Consider the following 17,872-nt stretch of genomic DNA (forward strand, 5'->3'; position numbering starts at 1 on the left):
ATGGCAGAAAAATTCGTTGATCGAAAGGGGGATTTCCTTTCGGAGTAGGGAGGGGCGCTCGGTCGAGGGCCCGCGAAACAGCAGAAACGGCTGAACCGTTCGCGAAATTCCTCCGCCATTCCGGCGGAACACAGGGAGAATTAGATGATGACTGCAAAAACGAAGCTTTTGGGTGCTGTGGCCGGTCTGGCGCTGGCGGTTGGCGCCATGCCTGCGGCGGTGGCTGCCGAGGGCGAGATCACCGTGGCCTACTTCCTCGAATGGCCGATGCCGTTCGAATACGCCAAGCAGAAGGGAACCTATGACGAGGCGCTGGGCGTCAAGGTCAACTGGGTCAGCTTCGAAAGCGGCGTGAAGATGTCGGCGGCGATGGCGTCGGGCGATGTGCACCTGTCTGTCAGCCAGGGCGTTCCGCCCTTCGTGGTTGCCACCTCGGCCGGGCAGGACCTGCAAATCCTCGATGTGGCTGTGTCCTATGCCGACAACGACAACTGCGTCGTGCGCTCGGAGCTGGAGATCGACAAGGACAATGCCGGTGAACTGGCGGGCAAGAAGGTTGCCGTGCCGCTGGGCACCGCCGCGCACTATGGTTTCCTCAAGCAGATGAACCATTTCGGCGTAGATGTCGCCAGCATGGACGTTGTCGACATGGATCCGCCCGATGGCGCCGCGGCGATTGCCCAGGGCGCGGTCGACATGTTCTGCGGTTGGGGCGGCTCGCTGCGCCGTGCGCTTGAGCATGGCAATGTGCTGCTGACCGGTGACGAAAAGACCGAACTGGGTATCCTGGTGTTTGACGTGACATCGGGCCCGGCGGGCTGGGTCGCGGAGAACAGCGAACTGGTTGCCAAGTTCCTAAAGGTGACGGCGGATGCAAACGCCATGTGGGCGGACGAGGCCAACCATGCCGAGATGCTGCCGCTGATCGCCAAGGATGCCGGCATGGATGAAGAGGCGACCGCCTCGACCATCGCCACCTTCAAGTTCCCGACCATCGAGGAGCAGATGAGCGGTGCCTGGCTGGGCGGCAATGCGCAGACCTTCATGAAGGGGGTGGCGGATGTGTTCGTCGAGGCGGGCAGCATCGACAGCGCGCTGGACACCTACGAGAACGCCGTGAACACCGGGCCGCTGGCCGCGGCAGGCGGCATGTAAGCCGACCGGACGACGGGCGGCGGGCTGTCCCGCCGCCTGCATTTTGCATGTTGCCCGGAACCGGCGACACCATACCCCTGCAAATATCTCCAACAGGAAAGGCGGGCCATGTCGGGACTGTCTATCGAAAACATATCCATGCGCTTTGACCTGCCGAACGGCAGCTCGGTGCAGGCGCTGAAAAACGTGACGCTGCATATCAAGGAAGGCGAGTTGATGAGCGTGCTCGGCCCTTCGGGCTGCGGCAAGACAACATTGTTGAATATTGTCGCCGGGTTTCTGGCGCCGACCGAGGGCCACATCGCCATGAACGGGCACAAGGTCCACGGACCTGACGCGGAACGCGGCATGGTGTTCCAGCAGGGCGCCTTGTTCGAATGGATGAACGTGCGCGACAATGTCAGCTTCGGCCCGCGCATGAAGGGGCAGCGCGAGGCGGAGTATGGCAGCCATGTCGACCATCTGCTCGACGTGACCGGCCTTGGCGATTTCAAGGACAAGGCGATTTATGAGCTGAGCGGCGGCATGCAGCAGCGCGTCGCGCTGGCCCGTTGTCTGGCCAACGATCCCGACGTGATCCTGATGGACGAGCCGCTGGGCGCGCTGGACGCGCTGACCCGCGAAAAGATGCAGGGCCTGGTTCTGAAGCTCTGGAAAGAGACCGGCAAGACCATCATCCTGATCACCCACTCGGTCGAAGAGGCCCTTTTGCTGGGTGAACGGCTGCTGGTCATGGCGCCGCGCCCTGGACGCATCCACAAGGAATACCGCCTGCCTTATGCCGATATGGGGGTGAATGCGGACCTGCGCGAGGTCAAGAAATCCGAAGGCTACTCCCAGACGCGCGAGGAAATCCTCTCGATGATCTGGGACATGGAGGAAGAAATCATGGGACGCACGGAGGCAGCACAATGATCGGCCTGATTATCCTTGCGGTCTATGTGGCGATCTTTGTCGGGTCGTTCCTGGCCGTGCGCTTTTTCGTGCGCAAGACCACCAATGACTTTACCTCGCTCAAGACCGTGACTTTCGGTGACGAGAGCGCGGTCACCTCGAACCGGATCGCCTCGGTGGTGTCGGTTCTCACCATCTTTCTGATCTGGGGATCGTTCACCGGGTCGAAATACGTGCCCTCGTTCCTGCACGCGCCGGCGCCTTTTGTCGGTGACACCTCGTTTGTCTACACGCTCGAGGATGCCAATGGCGCCCGCGACGACGCCACCGTCCATGTCAAGGTCTACCCCTTTGGTGAAAAGACCGAGAATTTCGACGTGGATCCGGGGCCGGGCTTTGCCAAGGACGATGCGGTGTCGATGACCGCATCGCGCTCGACCACCATCATCTTTGACAAGAATGACGAGGCCAAGCGCAAGGAAGGCGCCAAGATCGTGGCCATCGACGGCACCGCCATATCCGAAGGTCAGTCGATCAAGACCGGGTCAGGGCAGTTTTCGCTGACCGACAAGGGGGCGATCAGTTTCCGGCCGCCCTCGGGCTTGCAGATGGAGCCGATCTGGCTGCCGCCGCCCGAAGCCGTGGTCAGCCGTCTGGGCGAGATTGCCAAGTCGGGCTATCGTGACAGCACCTTGTGGGAACATCTGGGCTTTTCCCTGTTCCGCGTGATCGCCGGTTTCTTCTTTGGCGCGCTGGTGGGTATTCCGCTGGGCTATGCCATGGGGTTGAGCGACTGGTTCCGCGGCTGGTTCGACCCGATCGTCGAATTCATGCGCCCGGTGCCGCCGCTGGCCCTGATCCCGCTGGTCATCATCTGGGCGGGGATCGGCGAGACGGGCAAGATCATCCTGCTGTTCCTCGCGGCCTTGTGGATCATGGCCATCGCCGCCCGCTCGGGCGTCTCGGGGGTCAGGATCTCGAAGGTGCACGCCGCCTATTCGTTGGGCGCCAGCAAGGCGCAGATCATGCGATACGTGATCGTTCCGAACTCGCTGCCCGAGATCTTTACCGGCGCGCGGGTGGCGATGGGGGTCTGCTGGGGCACCGTGGTTGCCGCCGAACTGGTGGCGGCGGAAAAGGGCGCTGGTATGATGATCATGGTCGCGTCCAAGTTCCAGCTGACCGATATCGTGATCATGGGGATCATCCTGATCGGCGTGATCGGCTTTGGCATCGACATCCTGATGCGCTGGGCCGAACGGGTGCTGGTACCCTGGAAGAGCAAGGGCTGATCCACCTTCGGCAAGAAAAAATCGGGGCCCTGCGGGGCCCCGGTTCTATTGTTGCGGCAGGCACGTGTTATTACGATCTTTCCTTGCCGGGCGTGTTTGTGCCACATCTGCGCGCAAGGCATCACTCAGGGAGGACAGGACATGACCGGCAACAGCATCTATGACCAGCATCTGGACCGGACACGTGCCAATTTTACTCCGCTGTCACCGCTGAGCATGATCGAGCGTACGGCGGCGATCTATCCGGATTACCCCTCGGTGGTGTACGGCACCCGCCGCTACACCTGGGCGGAAACCTATGCGCGCTGCCGCCGGCTGGCCGGGGCGCTGACCGCGCGCGGGATCGGCAAGGGCGACACCGTTTCGATCATCGCCGCCAATATCCCCGAGATGTACGAGGCGCATTTCGGCGTGCCCATGGTGGGTGCGGTGCTGAACGCGATCAATACCCGCCTCGATGCCCCGATCATCGCCTTCATCCTGACCCATGCCGAGGCCAAGGCGCTGATCGTCGATCCCGAATTCTCGGCCGTGGTGCGCGATGCCTTGGCACAGATCGACCGCCCCGACCTGCTGGTCATCGACATCGAGGATCCCAGTTTCGAAGGCGGGGAGCGGCTCGGCGCACTGACCTATGAGGAACTGCTGGCCGAGGGTGACCCCGAATTCACCTGGTCGCTGCCGGATGATGAATGGGACGCGATCGCGCTGAACTACACCTCGGGCACCACCGGCAACCCCAAGGGGGTCGTCTATCATCACCGGGGCGCGGCGCTGAATGCGAACACCAATATCCTCGACTGGGGGATGCCGAAACACTCGGTCTATCTTTGGACCTTGCCGATGTTTCATTGCAACGGCTGGTGTTTTCCCTGGACCATGGCGGCCAATGCCGGGGTGTCCGTCTGCCTGCGCGCGGTACGGGACGAGCCGATCTATCGCGCTTTCCGTGAGGAAAAGGTGACCCATTTCTGCGGCGCGCCCATCGTGCTGAACATGCTTGCCAACGCGCCCGCGCATCTCAGGGATTTCGACCACCAGATCAAGGTGATGACCGCAGGCGCGCCGCCGCCCGCCGCCGTGATCGAAAAGATGGAGGCGATGGGCGTCGAGGTGACCCATGTCTATGGCCTGACCGAAACCTATGGTCCGTCGGTGGTGTGTGCCTGGAAAGAGGAATGGGATGCGCGGCCAGCCAGTGAACGGGCGGCGCTGAAGGTGCGCCAGGGGGTCAAGAACGCGGCGCTGTCCGGCCTGATGGTCGCGGATCCCGACACGCTGGAGCCTGTGCCCGCCGATGGCGAGACGATGGGTGAGATCTTCATGCAGGGCAACGTGGTGATGAAAGGGTATCTCAAGAACCCCGATGCCACGGACAAGTCGTTTCGCGGTGGCTGGTTCGCCTCGGGCGATCTGGGGGTGATGCATCCCGATGGCTATATCGCGCTCAAGGACCGGTCCAAGGACATCATCATCTCGGGCGGCGAGAACATCTCGTCTGTCGAGGTGGAGGGTGTGCTTTACAAGCATCCGGCGGTGATGGAGGCAGCCGTGGTCGCCAAGCCGGACGAGAAATGGGGCGAGACGCCTTGCGCCTTTGTCGAGCTGAAACCGGGGGCCGAGGCCGATGCGGCCGAGATCATCGACTATTGCAGGGCGAACATGGCGCATTTCAAGGCGCCACGGACCGTTGTGTTCGGCGAGTTGCCCAAGACCTCGACCGGAAAGGTGCAGAAGTTCGTTCTGCGTGACCGGGCAAGGGCGCTCTGACATGGGTTTGCCGGGGCTGACCATCGCACCCATGGGCCTGCCGGATCTGGATATGGTTCTGGACTGGGCGGCAGAGGAGGGGTGGAACCCCGGGCTGGACGATGCGCGGGCATTTCATGCCGCAGACACGCAGGGGTTCTTTCTGACGCGGGTCAAAGGCGAGCCGGTCGCGGCGATCTCGGTGGTCAACCACGATGCCGGTAACGCCTTTCTGGGCCTCTTTCTCTGCCGACCCGACTGGCGGGGGCAGGGGATCGGGCTGGCGACCTGGACCCGTGCGCTGGAACACGCGGGTACCCGATCTGTCGGTCTCGATGGTGTGGCAGCGCAAGAGGCGAATTATGCAAAGTCGGGTTTTGTGCGAACCGGGGCCAGCCTGCGGCACGAAGGGCGCTGGCCAGCGGTTCGGTCACCTGAGATACGGTCAGCGGCCTTGTCGGATATGCCACGGCTGATCGAACTCGATGCCGCTGCCGGTGGCTTCAGCCGCCCGACATTCCTGAACGCCTGGTTGGCACCAGGCCAGCCCGAGCGGGCCACGCGGGTATTGCAAAAGGACGGCGAGATCGTTGGCTTTGCCTCATGGCGGGCCTGTCGCGAAGGAACCAAGATCGGCCCCATCATAGCGCCGAGCACTGCCACAGCACTGGACCTGGTCGCGGATATCGCCGCTGAGCGACCGAATTGCCCGCTGATCATCGATTTACCCGAGGCCAATACATCGCTATGCCGCGCGCTGGAAGGTGCCGGATTCACCGTGCCCTTTGCAACGGCCCGAATGTATCGCGGCACGGTCCCGCAGACAGGTCCGGGGTTGCAGGCGATTGCCACAATGGAACTGGGCTGAGCGGCTAGTCGAACAGCGACAGGTCCAGATCCAGCATCTCGCCCATCCAGATGGCGCGGTCGCGATGATCGCGCAATTCGTCGCCGGTCTCGGGATGGGCAAATATGGTCAAGCCCTGCCGGTTCAGCATCAGCCAGGGCACGACCTTGTCGAAGTCCTCGGGGCCAAAAGCCAGTTGGCAGCTCCAGCGCGGATGCGGGCCGACATTCCGAGCGTGAACCCGGCCCATCTGCACCGGAAACAGGTGCGCCGCCTGTTCGCAGACCTGCCGGGCGGTCGCCACGCTGTCGGCGTCGAAATAGACATGGGCATGATAGCCGGTGATGGACTGGTTCATCGGTGTCTCCTGTTTCATCTGGGGCAATATGCCGATGCGAAAATGTGCCTGCAATTCCGTACAGACGAACCGCACCTGTGCGCTTTCAGCGTTTTCGGTGGTGCAGCACCCGCCCCAGCGTGTTCATCAGCAGTTGCGCCGCCAGGATCGAGGTGCTGCCGGTCTGGTCATAGTCCGGGGCGACCTCGACCAGGTCGATGCCCACGATATCGCCCCTCCGGGCCAGCCCGTCGATCAGCTCAAGCACCTCGTAATACTGGAACCCTCCATGGCTGGGCGTTCCGGTTCCCGGCGCGATAGAGGGATCGAAGGCGTCAATGTCGATGGTCAGGTAATACCGCACGCCTGCGGGGATCCGGGCAAGCATCGCGTCGGTTCCCATCCGCCTCACATGTCGCACCGACTGGATATCCGATCCCATGGCGCGGGCGGCGTCATAGCCGTCCTTGGCGGTGGAAGAGACATTGCGGATACCGATCTGGGTCAGCCCGGTGACATGCGCCTTCTCCGCCGCGCGCCGCATCGGGTTGCCGTGGCCATAGCGCACGCCATGCCGTTCGTCGACAAAATCCAGATGCGCGTCGATCTGCACCACATGGATCGGGTCCTGATCGTCAAAGGCATTGATGCAGGGGATATTGACCGAATGATCGCCCCCCAGCACGACCGGTAGGGCGCCGGCCTGCAGGATCTTGCGCACCCCATATTCGATATTGGCATGGCTCTTCAGCGTGTCGGTATGCACGATATCGGCATCGCCGATATCGACGATCCGCACCTTGGCGGGATCGAGATAGGTGATGTCGTCCTCGAAATCATAGGCGCCCGCATGGCCGAAGGAAAACAGGGTCGAGGCCTCGCGGATGGCCCGCGGTCCCATGCGTGCGCCTGATCGCCATTGTGCGCCAAAATCGAATGGAGCGCCGAGGACCGCCGCATCGGCGTCGATACTGTCCCAATCTTCGACATAGGGGTATTTGCCAAAGGTGCAGATCCCCACAAACGGCAGGTTCAGCCGTCCGCTGTCATATCCGTGTGATGCCATGCCTGCCTCCCGCTCATCCTTGCCACATTAACGGCGCCCGGATCGGGGCTGTCCAGTGGCTTTCGGGCGGGGGCCGTTTTCCGACACGGAAAACGGGCCGGAAAACGTGTGTTTTCCGGCGGCGCCAAGATCACGCGGGGGCGTGACGATCTGGATGTGCGGCGGCAAAGGCCGGGTGTTTTGCACAGGCCGCCTCGACCGACAAGAGGCGTGGCAGGTCGCTGATATCCACTTCCCAGCGGCGCGCATTGTAGATTTGGGGCATCAGGCAGATATCGGCCAGCCCGGGCGCATCGCCGCAGCAATAGGGCGATTGTTCGAATCCGGCCAGCATCGTCTCGAAGGCTTGCAGCCCGGGGCGGATGAAATGGCGCATCCAGGCGCCCGGCATGTCCTCGGCGCCGCCACTGAGGTCGGTGGCGTGACGCGCGACCTTCAGGTTGCAGACCGGGTGGATATCGACAGCGATCGCCTGCGCCAGCGCCTGTACCTGCGCCCGGCCCGCCGGATCGGCGGGCACCAGTCCCAGCCCGCGGGTCTGGTCGAGATAGTCGAGCATCGCCAGCGACTGCGTCAGCCGCAGGCCGTCGATCTCGAGAACCGGCACCAGCCCCTGCGGATTACGGGCGAGGTGTTCTTTGGAGCGGTGTTCCCCCTTGACCAGATCGACCGGCACCGCCGTATAGGCAATGCCCGCAAGGTTGAGCGCGATGCGCAGCCGGTAGCTGGCCGACGAGCGCCAGTAGTCATAAAGGATCGTTTCGGTCATTCCGGCGTCTCTCCTGTCAGGGGCAGGCGGATGTTAGGCTGTTGCCCGCGCGGTGTTAACAGCTTTCGCTCCATGGCGGTTCTCAATCCTTCGCGGATCTTCCTCGCGAAAGGGGCCCGGTGACCTGCACCGGACCCCATCCTGTTGTTGCTCGGTTCTCAGACGGTCTTGTTCAGCTCCTTGGCGTGCAGCCACGCGGCGTGCTGCGGCGCCTTCTTGGTGCGCGACCACTCTTCGAGCATGTCCCACTTGACCTCGTCCATCCGCTTCAGAAGGGCCTCTTCCTCCGGGTCCGGGCAAGCCAGTTCGACACGGTGGCCGTTGGGATCGAAGAAATAGATCGAATGGAAGATCGAGTGATCGGTGACGCCCAGAACCTCGACACCATTGGCCTCCAGATGTTCCTTGAACTCGATCAATGTCGCGCGGTCCTTGACCTTGAACGCGATATGCTGGACCCAGATCGGCGTGTTCGGGTCGCGGCCCATCTCGGGCTTGGTCGGCAGTTCGAAGAAGGCCAGCACGTTGCCGTCGCCTGCATCCAGGAACAGATGCATATACGGGTCCGGTTCATGGGTCGAAGGGACATGATCCTCGGCAATCGCCAGGATGAAGTCCATGTTCAGCATCTTGCCATACCACTCGACGGTTTCCTTGGCGTCCTTGCAGCGATAGGCGACGTGGTGGATTTTCTCGATCTTCATGGGGTTACTCCTTGAATGCGGCGGCTTTCAGCGCCTTGGACAGGACGGCGCGGTCGCCGATATGGTTGGCCAGAACCAGCACGAGGCGCGCGTTGAGCGCGTCGCTTTCCGCCTTGTCGAGGCCCTCATGGGCGGCCAGCAGTTCGGCATAGAAATCGTCTGCGCCAGCGATGTTCGGGGTCAGTGTCAGATCGGACATGAGGCTCACTCCTTGCCGGTGGCCCGGCGGATCGCGTGCCGGAACTGGTTTTCGTCGAATGTCGCGCGGCGGGCGGCGACATGCTGGTCGGGGCGGATCAGGTAGACGGCGCTGTCATTGTCGCCCAGATAGCGGCGCTTCAGCTCCATCGTCGGGTCGTCCTTGACCGACAGCGCCAGGCGCGTGACCTCGATCCCCTCTTCCTCGATCAGGTCGGGGGCATCGGCGTCGATGGTCAGCAGGATGAACTTGTCGCCCAGTTTTGGCAGCAGGAACCCGTCGCCCAGCGGCGCGTCGGGGCAGGGGCTGCCGGGACGGGTGCGTGCCGGGCCGTCCAGCAGCGCATCGGCCGAGTTGAGCGGCGAGCCGTCATAGGTGCAGGGCACCGACAAGCGGCCCGAATTCACCAGCGGGCGGGCGAATTCATACTGCTCGCTCAGGTCCAGCACCGCGTCGCGCAGGACGCGCGACATCTCGGATTTGGGCGTGATGAAATCGGTCGAGCGCGACGAATTGAGGATATTCTCATCCGCGCCGTGGATCCGCTCCATATCATAGCTGTTCAGCAGGCTTTCGGGTGCCTTGCCCTCCATCACCAGTTTCAGCTTCCAGATCAGGTTGTCGGTATCCTGCAGGCCGGAATTCGCCCCGCGTGCGCCGAACGGCGAAACCTGATGTGCCGCGTCGCCCGCGAACAGCACCCGGCCATGGCGGAACTTCTCCATCCGGCGGCACTGGAACGTGTAGATCGAGACCCATTCCAGCTCGAACTGCACATCCTCGCCCAGCATCGCCTTGAGGCGCGGAATCACGTTCTCGGGGCGCTTTTCACGCTCCTTGTCGATATCCCAACCCAGTTGCAGGTCGATGCGCCAGACATTGTCAGGCTGCTTGTGCAGCAGGGCGGATTGACCCCGGTTGAAGGGCGGATCGAACCAGAACCAGCGCTCGGTCGGGAAACCGGCATCCATGATCACGTCGGCAATCAGGAAGTTGTCCTCGAACACGCGGCCCACGAAATCGAGTCCCAGCATCGAGCGCACCGGTGAACCTGCGCCATCGCAGGCGATCAGCCAGTCGGCCTCGACGGTGTACGAGCCTTCGGGCGTCTCGACCTCCAGCTTTACATGGTCGGCATGGGTGCCGATCGCCTCGACCTTGTTGCGGCCGCGGATTTCGATCGGTGCACCGGCCTCCTGCAATTCGCGGACCCGGTTCACCAGGTATTCCTCGAAATAGTATTGCTGGAGGTTGATGAAGGCGGGGCGCTGGTGGCCGCCTTCGGGCAGCAGGTTGAAGTCATAGACCTGCCGATCGTCAAAGAACACCTTGCCCAGGTTCCACTCGACCCCCTTGTCGACCATCGGCTGACCACATCCCAGCCGGTCGAGGATCTCCAGCGGGCGCTTGGCATAACAGACCGCGCGGCTGCCAAAGCTGACCTTGTCATTGTCGTCCAGCACCACGACCTCGATCCCCTGTTGGGCAAGGTCGATGGCGGCGGCCAGCCCGATGGGGCCTGCGCCGATCACGATCACCTTGTGGCGTGCCGGGCTGGAGGCGTCCTGATCGGCACTGCGCTCATAGGCATAGAGTGGGACTTCGAAGATTTTGTTCATGGGTCTCTCCTCCCAGGTCTGGGCGCACCCGGCAGGCCGAGGGCGCAAGTCTCCCGTCCTCTGCCGGGCACCCGCCAGAGGTCTTGTCACATCGTCTCATCAGTTCACCCGGCGCGACACGATCTGGATCAATGTCGTTCGGGCCGGGGGCTCATCCGCACGGGCGGGTCCCCCCTTTAGGGGTCAGCCTTGCAGGGCCTCCCACATTTCCAGGTCACGTTGCGCGGTCCAGATGCGCGGCGTGTCGATGCCGCGCGCCTCGTCATAGGCGCGCGCCACGTTGAACGGCAGGCAATGCTCGTAGATCGCGTAATCGGCGAATTTGGGATCGCATTCGGCGCGCACCGCGTCCCAGGCCTCTTTCAGCGAGCCGCCGCGTGCGGCGACACGGGCGGCCGGGCGATAGGTGCTTTGTACGAAATCGCGGGTGTTCTCGATGGCGGCATTCACCATCTCCTTGCCGACCAATGCATCGCCGCGTCCCGGCGCAATCGCGTCCACGTCGAACCAGGCGATGTTGTCCAGCGTATTGCCCCAGTCGTTGAAATGCCCGTCGCCGCAATAGCAGGCCGAGTGGTATTCGACGATATCGCCGGTGAACATCACGTTCTGATCCGGCACATGGATCACCGCGTCACCCGCCGTGTGGGCGCGGCCCAGATGCATGATATCGACCCGGCGGTTGCCCAGATAAACGGTCATGCTGTCCGAGAATGTGGTGGTGGGCCAGGTCAGGCCCGGAATGCTCTCATGCCCCTCGAACAGGCGCGGAAAGCGCTGGAACTCGCTGTCCCAATCCTCTTGCCCGCGTTCAACCACCATCGAACGGGCGGTGTCGGACATGATCACCTGACCGGCACCGAATGCGCTGGCGCCCAGCACGCGCACGGCGTGGTAATGGGTCAGCACCACATGGGAAATCGGCTTGTCGGTGACCTCGCGGATACAGTCGATCACCTTTTGCGCCAGGCGGGGGGTGGCCTGAGCCTCGACCACCATGACGCTGTCATCGCCGATGATGACGCCGGAATTGGGGTCGCCCTCGGCGGTAAAGGCATAAAGCCCCTCGCCCACCTCGGTAAAGCTGATCTTCTTCTCGCTCATGTCGCCTTGCGACGCGAATGCCTTGGCCATGTGTCAGTCCCTTTCCAGGAATTCCAGCCGGTTGCCAAAGGGGTCTTCGGCAAAGAACCGGCGGCGGTTCTCGATTGTGTCGTCCCAGCGCGGGCTCTGGCCAAGGGCCTCGATCCGCGCGGCGACGGTGTCTATGTCAATGACGGCAAAGCCCGGATGGGCCTTGCGTGCGGGGGTGAAGTCCGGCTCCACCCCCAGATGCAGTTCGGCGCCATTGAGCGCCAGCCACAGCCCGCCGCGCGCCTTCAGCGCATCGGGCTTGGCGATCTCGACCAGACCCAGACCCGCGCACCAGAAGGCGCGCGCCGCGCCCTCGCCCCCGGCGGGGATCGCGATCTGAATATGGTCGAGGGCCAGGGTCATGGGCGGCTCAGCCCCAGGCCTTGGCGGGCAGGATCTGGCCCACGCAATCGCCAAAGCCGATGGTATAGCCATCGCCGCGCGCATTGCCGCGCAGGGTCAGCGTGTCGCCATCCTCGATAAAGCCCCGGGTCTCGCCGGTCTCCAGCGTGAAGGGCTCGCGCCCGGCCCAGCTGAGCTCCATCAGCGAGCCGAATTCGCTGCGCTCCGGCCCCGAGATGGTGCCAGAGCCCAACAGATCGCCTGCATTCATCGCGCAGCCACCAATGGCGTGATGGCAGAGCTGCTCGGCCGCCGAATAGTACATGCGGCTATAGTTGGTCCTGGCGATGACCGAAGCGTGATCGGCGCCTTCGGGCTGCATCAGAACCTCAAGCTCGATGTTGTAAAGCCCGTCCTTGCTGCCGCTCAGATAAGGCAGCAGCTGTTTTTCACGCGGCGGCGTGGGGGCGCGGAACGGCTCCAGCGCGGAGGCGGTCACGATCCATGGGCTGATCGAGGTGCCGAATGCCTTGCCCTGGAACGGCCCCAGCGGCTGATATTCCCAGCCCTGGATATCGCGCGCCGACCAGTCGTTCAGCAGCACATAGCCAAAGATCATCGCATCGGCCTCGTCCACCGTGATCGGCTGGCCGAACTCGGACCCGGTGCCGACGATGGCGCCCATCTCCAGCTCGATATCGAGCCGTTTCGAGGGACCGAATGACGGCATCTCGGCATCGGGGGCCTTGGTCTGGCCATTGGGGCGGTGGATCGGCGTCCCCGAAACCACGACCGAGGAGGCGCGGCCATTGTAGCCGATCGGGATATGCAGCCAGTTGGCCGGCAGATCGGGCGAACCGCGCAGGATCGCGCCCATGTTCTGAGCGTGCTGCTTGCCGGCATAGAAGTCGGTGTATTCGCTGACCACCAGCGGCATGTGCAGCGTGGCCTCGGCCATCGGGACCAGCAGCGGTTCGACAGCCTCCTGCTCTTTCGACCCTTTGGCCAAAAGCGCAGTCAACCGCTCGCGCAGGGCGGCCCAGACGGCGGGGCCTTCCTCCATCAGGTCGTTCCAATAGGGCACGTCGAACAGCGGATAGTCGGTCAGTGCGATCAGGCCCTCGGCCTCGGCGGCGGCGATGTCGAGGATCATGTCGCCGATGGCGACGCCACAGCGGGGATCGTCCTCGCCGGTCGAGAAGACGCCATAGGGCAGGTTGTTCAGCGGAAACGGGTGATTGGCATCGTTGGCCGAAGCCACCCAGGATTTCAGAAGGGGCATGTTGTCTCCAAACGCTTGTCACGGGCGGGGCCGGGATTTTTCGTCGAAAAATCCGGGCCCCCTCAGCCGCAGCCTATTTCTTGCCGGGGGTGCCGTCGAACTTCTTCTCCAGCGAGGTCCAGCAGTCGATGTAGTCGTCCTGCAACGGCGCTTCCTTGGCGGCGAATTCGGTCAGGTGCTGCGGGAAACGGGTCTCGAACATGAACGACATGGTATGGTCCAGCTTGTCGGGGCCGAGATTGGCGTTCGACGCCTTCTCGAACGCTTCCTTGTCCGGCCCATGCGGCAGCATCATGTTGTGCAGGCTCATCCCGCCGGGGACAAAACCCTGCGGCTTGGCGTCATACTGACCATAGATGTTGCCCATCAGCTCGGACATGATGTTCTTGTGATACCAAGGCGGGCGGAAGGTATCTTCCATCACCATCCAGCGCTCGCGGAACAGGACAAAGTCGATATTGGCGGTGCCCGGCACGCCCGACGGCGCGGTCAGCACGGTGAAGATCGACGGATCGGGATGGTCGAACAGGATCGCGCCCACCGGGCAATAATTGCGTAGGTCGTATTTGACCGGGGCGTAATTGCCGTGCCAGGCCACAACGTCCAGCGGGCTGTGACCGATCCGGGTGGTGTGGAACTGGCCGCACCATTTCACGGTCACGGTCGAGGGCGCCTCGCGATCTTCGAACGCGGCGACCGGCGATTTGAAGTCGCGCGGATTGGCCATGCAGTTGGCACCGATCGGGCCACGGCCCGGCAGTTCGAACTTCTGGCCATAGTTTTCGCAGACAAAGCCACGGCAGGGGCCTTCCAGCACCTCGACCCGGTAGACCAGGCCGCGCGGCAGGATGGCGATTTCCTTGGGTTCGACGTCGATGATGCCCAGCTCGGTGGCAAAGCGCAGCCGGCCCTCTTGCGGGACCACCAGCAGCTCGCTGTCGGCGGAGAAGAAATAGTCGTCCACCATCGACTCGGTGACCAGATAGATATGGCTGGCCATTCCGACCTGGGTATTCACGTCCCCGGCGGTGGTCATGGTGCGCATGCCGGTGAGCCAGGTCAGCCCCGCGCCCGAATGTGCCACCGGGTCCCAACGGTACTGGCCCAGGCTGATCACATCGGGGTCGATACAGGGGGCCGATTTCCAATAGGGCAGGTCGATCTTTTCATAGCGGTGCGAATGCTTGACCGAGGGCCGGATGCGATAGCACCAGGTGCGCTCGGGGCGGGTCGCGGTAAAGGCGGTGCCACTCAGCTGTTCGCCATAAAGGCCATAGTTGCATTTCTGCGGGCTGTTCATGCCCTGGGGCAGGGCGCCGGGCAGTGCCTCGGTCTCGAAATCGTTGCCCCAGCCCGGCATGTAACCTTCGGTCGTGCCGGCGGGCGTCGCGGCCTGCGTCAGCAGATGGGGGTCTGTCGGTCGGTTCATGTCGCGTGTCTCCGGTAATCTGCTTGCGGATTAATAGTTGATTTTGTAACTAACAAGCATGACAGAGACCAAATTACCCGAAAATGATGACTTTGAGTTGCGAAGTTTCCTGCCATTCCTGCTGAATCAGGCGGCCGAGCAGAGTTCTTTGGAGTTTCAGCAGGTCTACAAGAATCGCTATGGCATGCTGCGGACAGAGTGGCGGGTGCTGTTTCACCTGGGAAATTCCGGCGAGATGACGGCCAAGCAGATTGGCGATCTGGCGCTGATCCACAAGACAAAGGTCAGCCGCGCGGTCGCCAAGCTGGGGCAACGGCGTTATCTTACACGCACTCGTGATGAGCGCGACCGCCGGTCCGAGCGTTTGGCATTGACCCCGACGGGAGAGGCGGTCTACCGCGAGTTGCGCGGCATTGCCGAGCAGTATGACGCACGGATGGCGGCCAAGTTCACCAAGGGCGAGGTGGCACTGTTGCGGGTCATGCTGCGGCGTTTGGCAGCGATGGAGTGACCCTCGAAACCGGGGGTGTGACCGCATAGATAGATCCCGTGACAGGCGCAGGTGCCACGGGGCTGGAGAGACATATGGATGCGGCAGGGCAATTTCACGCAGAGGCGGATGCCTCTTCGGTACAGCTGATCTCGTGGCTGCTGCAACGCGGTCTCGAAGGCGCGCGGCAGGACGAATTGCTGCATGGCTATTGCGAGCGGCTGGTGGAACTTGGCGTGCCGCTCTATCGCCTGCATGTGGCGCAGAGCGCGTTTCATCCGAAATATGGCGGGCTCGGATTCAACTGGTTCCGTGAACAGGGGGTATCCAGCGAGGAATACGGCTATACCGAGACCCCGAACGCGGCCTGGATACGCAGTCCGCTCTATCACCTGCTCGACAGCGGCGAGCAGGAGTATCGGGAACGTCTGCTGGACAGCAATGTCGACAGCCGCTTTCCGCTGCTCAACGAGCTGCGCGAGCGTGGGGCGACCGATTATTTCGCCGCTGGCGTGATCCTGGAAAAACGCGCGCATTTCGAGCGTATCGACCCGGCGAACACGCCCGAAGGGGTGCTGATCTCGTGGACGAGCAACGGGCCGGACGGGTTCTCGGACACCGATCTGCGGCTGGTGCGCGAGTCGCTGCCGCAGCTGGCGCTGGCGCTGAAATCGGCGGCCAACCGGCAGATGGCTGGCGACCTTCTTCAGGTCTATCTGGGGCGCGACGCGGGTCGGCGGGTGTTGTCGGGAGAGATCCAGCGCGGATCGCTCCAGCAGATCGACGCGGTGCTGTGTTACTTTGACCTCAAGGACTTCACCGCACTGACCGAACGCACACCGGGGCCCGAGCTAATCGCGATGCTGAACGACTATTTCGGCATGGCGGTGGCGATCATCCAGGAGCATGGTGGCAATATCCTGAAATTCCTGGGCGATGGGATCCTTGCCATGTTCAACCTTGAGACGCCCGAACAGTCGGCGGCGGCAGGGCTGGACGCAGTGGTGCAGATGCGCCGTTGCATGGAGCAGAAGAACGCCGAGCGTCAGGCCCAGGGAGAGACCACGACCGGGGTCACGCTGGCCCTGCATGCGGGCGAGATCCTCTATGGCAATATCGGCGCCGAGAACCGGCTGGATTTCACCGTGATCGGTCCGGCGGTCAACCTGACGGTGCGCCTGTCCGGCCTGCACCGGTCGGTCGGGCGCAACATCATCCTGTCCGAACCGGTGGCCGAGATCGCGGGCCATACGGCGCATGATCTGGTCAGCCTGGGCAGGTACATGCTGCGTGGCGTGTCCGAACCGCAGGAACTCTATACCATCTACGAAGCGCCGGCCTGATCAGAAATCGATCTCGACGCCGGGCAGTTGCAGCGCTTTCATCATGTCGCGCAGCTCTTGCCGGGCGGCGATGTTCGAGATGTTGAGCTGCTTGACCCCAACGTCCTTGAGGTCAAGGAGCGTCAGCCCGCGCGGAAACAGTTCACGAAAGATCACGCGCTCCGAGAAACCGGGTGCGATACGGAACCCGATGCGGCTGGCCAGCATCTCGATGGCGCGTTCCATCTTTTCCTTGTTGACCATGCGCTGGGTGCCGACGCGGTTGCGCACCACGACCCAGTCGATCGGTTTCAGCCCGGCCTGCGCCCGCAATTGGCGCGCGTTCCAGACCATTTCGGAATAGACCGAGGGGCCAAGGATCTTTTCGCCGCTGGAATCGATCCGCGCCAGCAGGTCGAAATCGACGAAACTGTCGTTCAGCGGGGTGACCAGCGTGTCGGCCAGCGAATGCGCCACCTGGCTCAGCCTTGTATGTGAGCCGGGGCAGTCGATCAGGATGAAATCGCTGTCTGCCTCGAGCCGTGCCACCGCAGCGGACAGGCGATGGTCGAACACGTTCTCGCCCGGCTTCAGCGAGGCCGGGTCGATCTCGGGCAGGTCGTGGTTGCGGGGCGAGGGCAGGTCCAGCCCTGATGCCTTGTTGAAGGCCGCGCGGTTTTCGAAATAGCGGCCCAGGCTGCGCTGGCGCAGATCCAGGTCCAGCGTGTTGACCTTGTAGCCCAGCCGCGCCAGCGCGCTGGCCACATGCATGGATACGGTGGATTTGCCCGCGCCGCCCTTTTCGTTGCCGACGACGATGATATGCGCCATTGCCTGCGTCCCCTGATCTCCGAACCTTTGTCGGCACGGTATTGGGGCATACTATATGTTGTGTCTGGGATGAAGGGAAGCGCAGACAAACGCAACGGTCAGATATTAGTAATGTCTTCTTGCAGACACGCTGCAAAACGCTGTGCAGAACTGGGGGGGCGCGCGAAGGGGCGCTTCTGACCGGTGAAGTTCCATTGGTCAGAGGATTGACGCGCGCCCACCCTGTCTGTGATGACCCAAGCCTCCTTAGGCCAGCAGGTCGAACACCTCCTTGCCGATCTGGAGGTTGATCTCGCTCTGCCCCTCACCGTCCACAAGCGCCCAGATGATCTGACCGGTGGGCTTGTAGATCACGAACGCCTCCTGCACGTCGTCATCGCCCGAGCGTTCGCCCTCGGCATTGGCGGTATG

Annotated in this window: 18 protein-coding genes; 7 read left to right on the forward strand and 11 right to left on the reverse strand. The window is 62.8% G+C overall.

Annotated elements, in window-relative coordinates:
• Nucleotides 1-147 precede the first annotated feature (147 nt).
• The 5 genes from MB818_RS17860 to MB818_RS17880 all read left to right on the forward strand — a co-directional run bounded on the left by MB818_RS17860 (nucleotide 148) and on the right by MB818_RS17880 (nucleotide 5,958).
• Nucleotides 148-1,155, forward strand: a complete 1,008-nt coding sequence (locus MB818_RS17860; protein WP_234215992.1) for a taurine ABC transporter substrate-binding protein — start codon at nucleotides 148-150, stop codon at nucleotides 1,153-1,155.
• A 108-nt stretch (nucleotides 1,156-1,263) separates the two neighbouring features.
• A complete protein-coding gene (locus tag MB818_RS17865) occupies nucleotides 1,264-2,070 on the forward strand; it encodes an ABC transporter ATP-binding protein (protein ID WP_234165789.1) in 807 nt (268 codons plus the stop codon).
• A gap of 5 nt (nucleotides 2,071-2,075) precedes the next feature.
• Nucleotides 2,076-3,341 carry an ABC transporter permease gene (locus MB818_RS17870; protein ID WP_234137554.1) on the forward strand — a complete coding sequence of 422 codons (1,266 nt, stop codon included), beginning with the start codon at nucleotides 2,076-2,078 and terminating at the stop codon, nucleotides 3,339-3,341.
• A 141-nt stretch (nucleotides 3,342-3,482) separates the two neighbouring features.
• The gene (locus tag MB818_RS17875; RefSeq protein ID WP_238905922.1) at nucleotides 3,483-5,111 is read left to right on the forward strand and encodes an acyl-CoA synthetase; all 1,629 of its coding nucleotides are present in this window, start codon (nucleotides 3,483-3,485) and stop codon (nucleotides 5,109-5,111) included.
• Between the two features lies 1 nt (nucleotide 5,112).
• Nucleotides 5,113-5,958, forward strand: a complete 846-nt coding sequence (locus tag MB818_RS17880) for a GNAT family N-acetyltransferase (RefSeq protein ID WP_238905923.1) — start codon at nucleotides 5,113-5,115, stop codon at nucleotides 5,956-5,958.
• Between the two features lie 4 nt (nucleotides 5,959-5,962).
• Here the strand turns inward: MB818_RS17880 and MB818_RS17885 are convergent, their stop codons facing one another.
• From MB818_RS17885 to hmgA, 10 genes are all read right to left on the reverse strand, one after another.
• The gene (locus MB818_RS17885; protein WP_234137526.1) at nucleotides 5,963-6,313 is read right to left on the reverse strand and encodes a DOPA 4,5-dioxygenase family protein; all 351 of its coding nucleotides are present in this window, start codon (nucleotides 6,311-6,313) and stop codon (nucleotides 5,963-5,965) included.
• Nucleotides 6,314-6,380: 67 nt separating this feature from the next.
• Nucleotides 6,381-7,340, reverse strand: a complete 960-nt coding sequence (gene speB / locus MB818_RS17890; protein ID WP_234162711.1) for an agmatinase — start codon at nucleotides 7,338-7,340, stop codon at nucleotides 6,381-6,383.
• A gap of 130 nt (nucleotides 7,341-7,470) precedes the next feature.
• On the reverse strand, nucleotides 7,471-8,109 hold the full coding sequence (maiA, locus tag MB818_RS17895; RefSeq protein WP_234137528.1) for a maleylacetoacetate isomerase: 639 nt from the start codon (nucleotides 8,107-8,109) through the stop codon (nucleotides 7,471-7,473).
• A gap of 158 nt (nucleotides 8,110-8,267) precedes the next feature.
• Nucleotides 8,268-8,813, reverse strand: coding sequence for a VOC family protein (locus tag MB818_RS17900; RefSeq protein ID WP_234137529.1), 546 nt, complete (start codon nucleotides 8,811-8,813; stop codon nucleotides 8,268-8,270).
• A gap of 4 nt (nucleotides 8,814-8,817) precedes the next feature.
• Complete coding sequence (locus tag MB818_RS17905) at nucleotides 8,818-9,012, reverse strand: DUF2783 domain-containing protein (RefSeq protein WP_234137530.1); 195 nt, start codon at nucleotides 9,010-9,012, stop codon at nucleotides 8,818-8,820.
• A 5-nt stretch (nucleotides 9,013-9,017) separates the two neighbouring features.
• Nucleotides 9,018-10,631: an FAD-dependent oxidoreductase gene (locus MB818_RS17910; RefSeq protein ID WP_238905924.1), complete on the reverse strand. Its 1,614-nt coding sequence runs from the start codon at nucleotides 10,629-10,631 to the stop codon at nucleotides 9,018-9,020.
• Between the two features lie 183 nt (nucleotides 10,632-10,814).
• On the reverse strand, nucleotides 10,815-11,765 hold the full coding sequence (locus MB818_RS17915) for an MBL fold metallo-hydrolase (RefSeq protein WP_234137532.1): 951 nt from the start codon (nucleotides 11,763-11,765) through the stop codon (nucleotides 10,815-10,817).
• Between the two features lie 3 nt (nucleotides 11,766-11,768).
• On the reverse strand, nucleotides 11,769-12,128 hold the full coding sequence (locus MB818_RS17920; RefSeq protein WP_238905925.1) for a VOC family protein: 360 nt from the start codon (nucleotides 12,126-12,128) through the stop codon (nucleotides 11,769-11,771).
• 7 nt (nucleotides 12,129-12,135) lie between these two features.
• Complete coding sequence (gene fahA / locus MB818_RS17925) at nucleotides 12,136-13,389, reverse strand: fumarylacetoacetase (RefSeq protein ID WP_238905926.1); 1,254 nt, start codon at nucleotides 13,387-13,389, stop codon at nucleotides 12,136-12,138.
• Nucleotides 13,390-13,462: 73 nt separating this feature from the next.
• Nucleotides 13,463-14,818 carry a homogentisate 1,2-dioxygenase gene (gene hmgA / locus MB818_RS17930; RefSeq protein ID WP_234137535.1) on the reverse strand — a complete coding sequence of 452 codons (1,356 nt, stop codon included), beginning with the start codon at nucleotides 14,816-14,818 and terminating at the stop codon, nucleotides 13,463-13,465.
• A gap of 58 nt (nucleotides 14,819-14,876) precedes the next feature.
• On the opposite strand from hmgA, the gene MB818_RS17935 reads away from it, so the two are divergent.
• Together MB818_RS17935 and MB818_RS17940 are read left to right on the forward strand one after the other, a co-directional pair.
• Nucleotides 14,877-15,329: a MarR family winged helix-turn-helix transcriptional regulator gene (locus MB818_RS17935; protein ID WP_234215986.1), complete on the forward strand. Its 453-nt coding sequence runs from the start codon at nucleotides 14,877-14,879 to the stop codon at nucleotides 15,327-15,329.
• A gap of 74 nt (nucleotides 15,330-15,403) precedes the next feature.
• Complete coding sequence (locus tag MB818_RS17940; RefSeq protein WP_234167736.1) at nucleotides 15,404-16,651, forward strand: adenylate/guanylate cyclase domain-containing protein; 1,248 nt, start codon at nucleotides 15,404-15,406, stop codon at nucleotides 16,649-16,651.
• On the opposite strand, the gene MB818_RS17945 is transcribed toward MB818_RS17940, so the two are convergent.
• A complete protein-coding gene (locus MB818_RS17945) occupies nucleotides 16,652-17,461 on the reverse strand; it encodes a division plane positioning ATPase MipZ (protein ID WP_234137538.1) in 810 nt (269 codons plus the stop codon). It abuts the gene before it with no gap.
• Nucleotides 17,462-17,872: the final 411 nt, after the last annotated feature.

Origin of the sequence: Ruegeria alba (assembly GCF_022321465.1) — a bacterium.
In the GTDB taxonomy this organism is placed as follows: Bacteria; Pseudomonadota; Alphaproteobacteria; order Rhodobacterales; family Rhodobacteraceae; genus Ruegeria_B; species Ruegeria_B alba.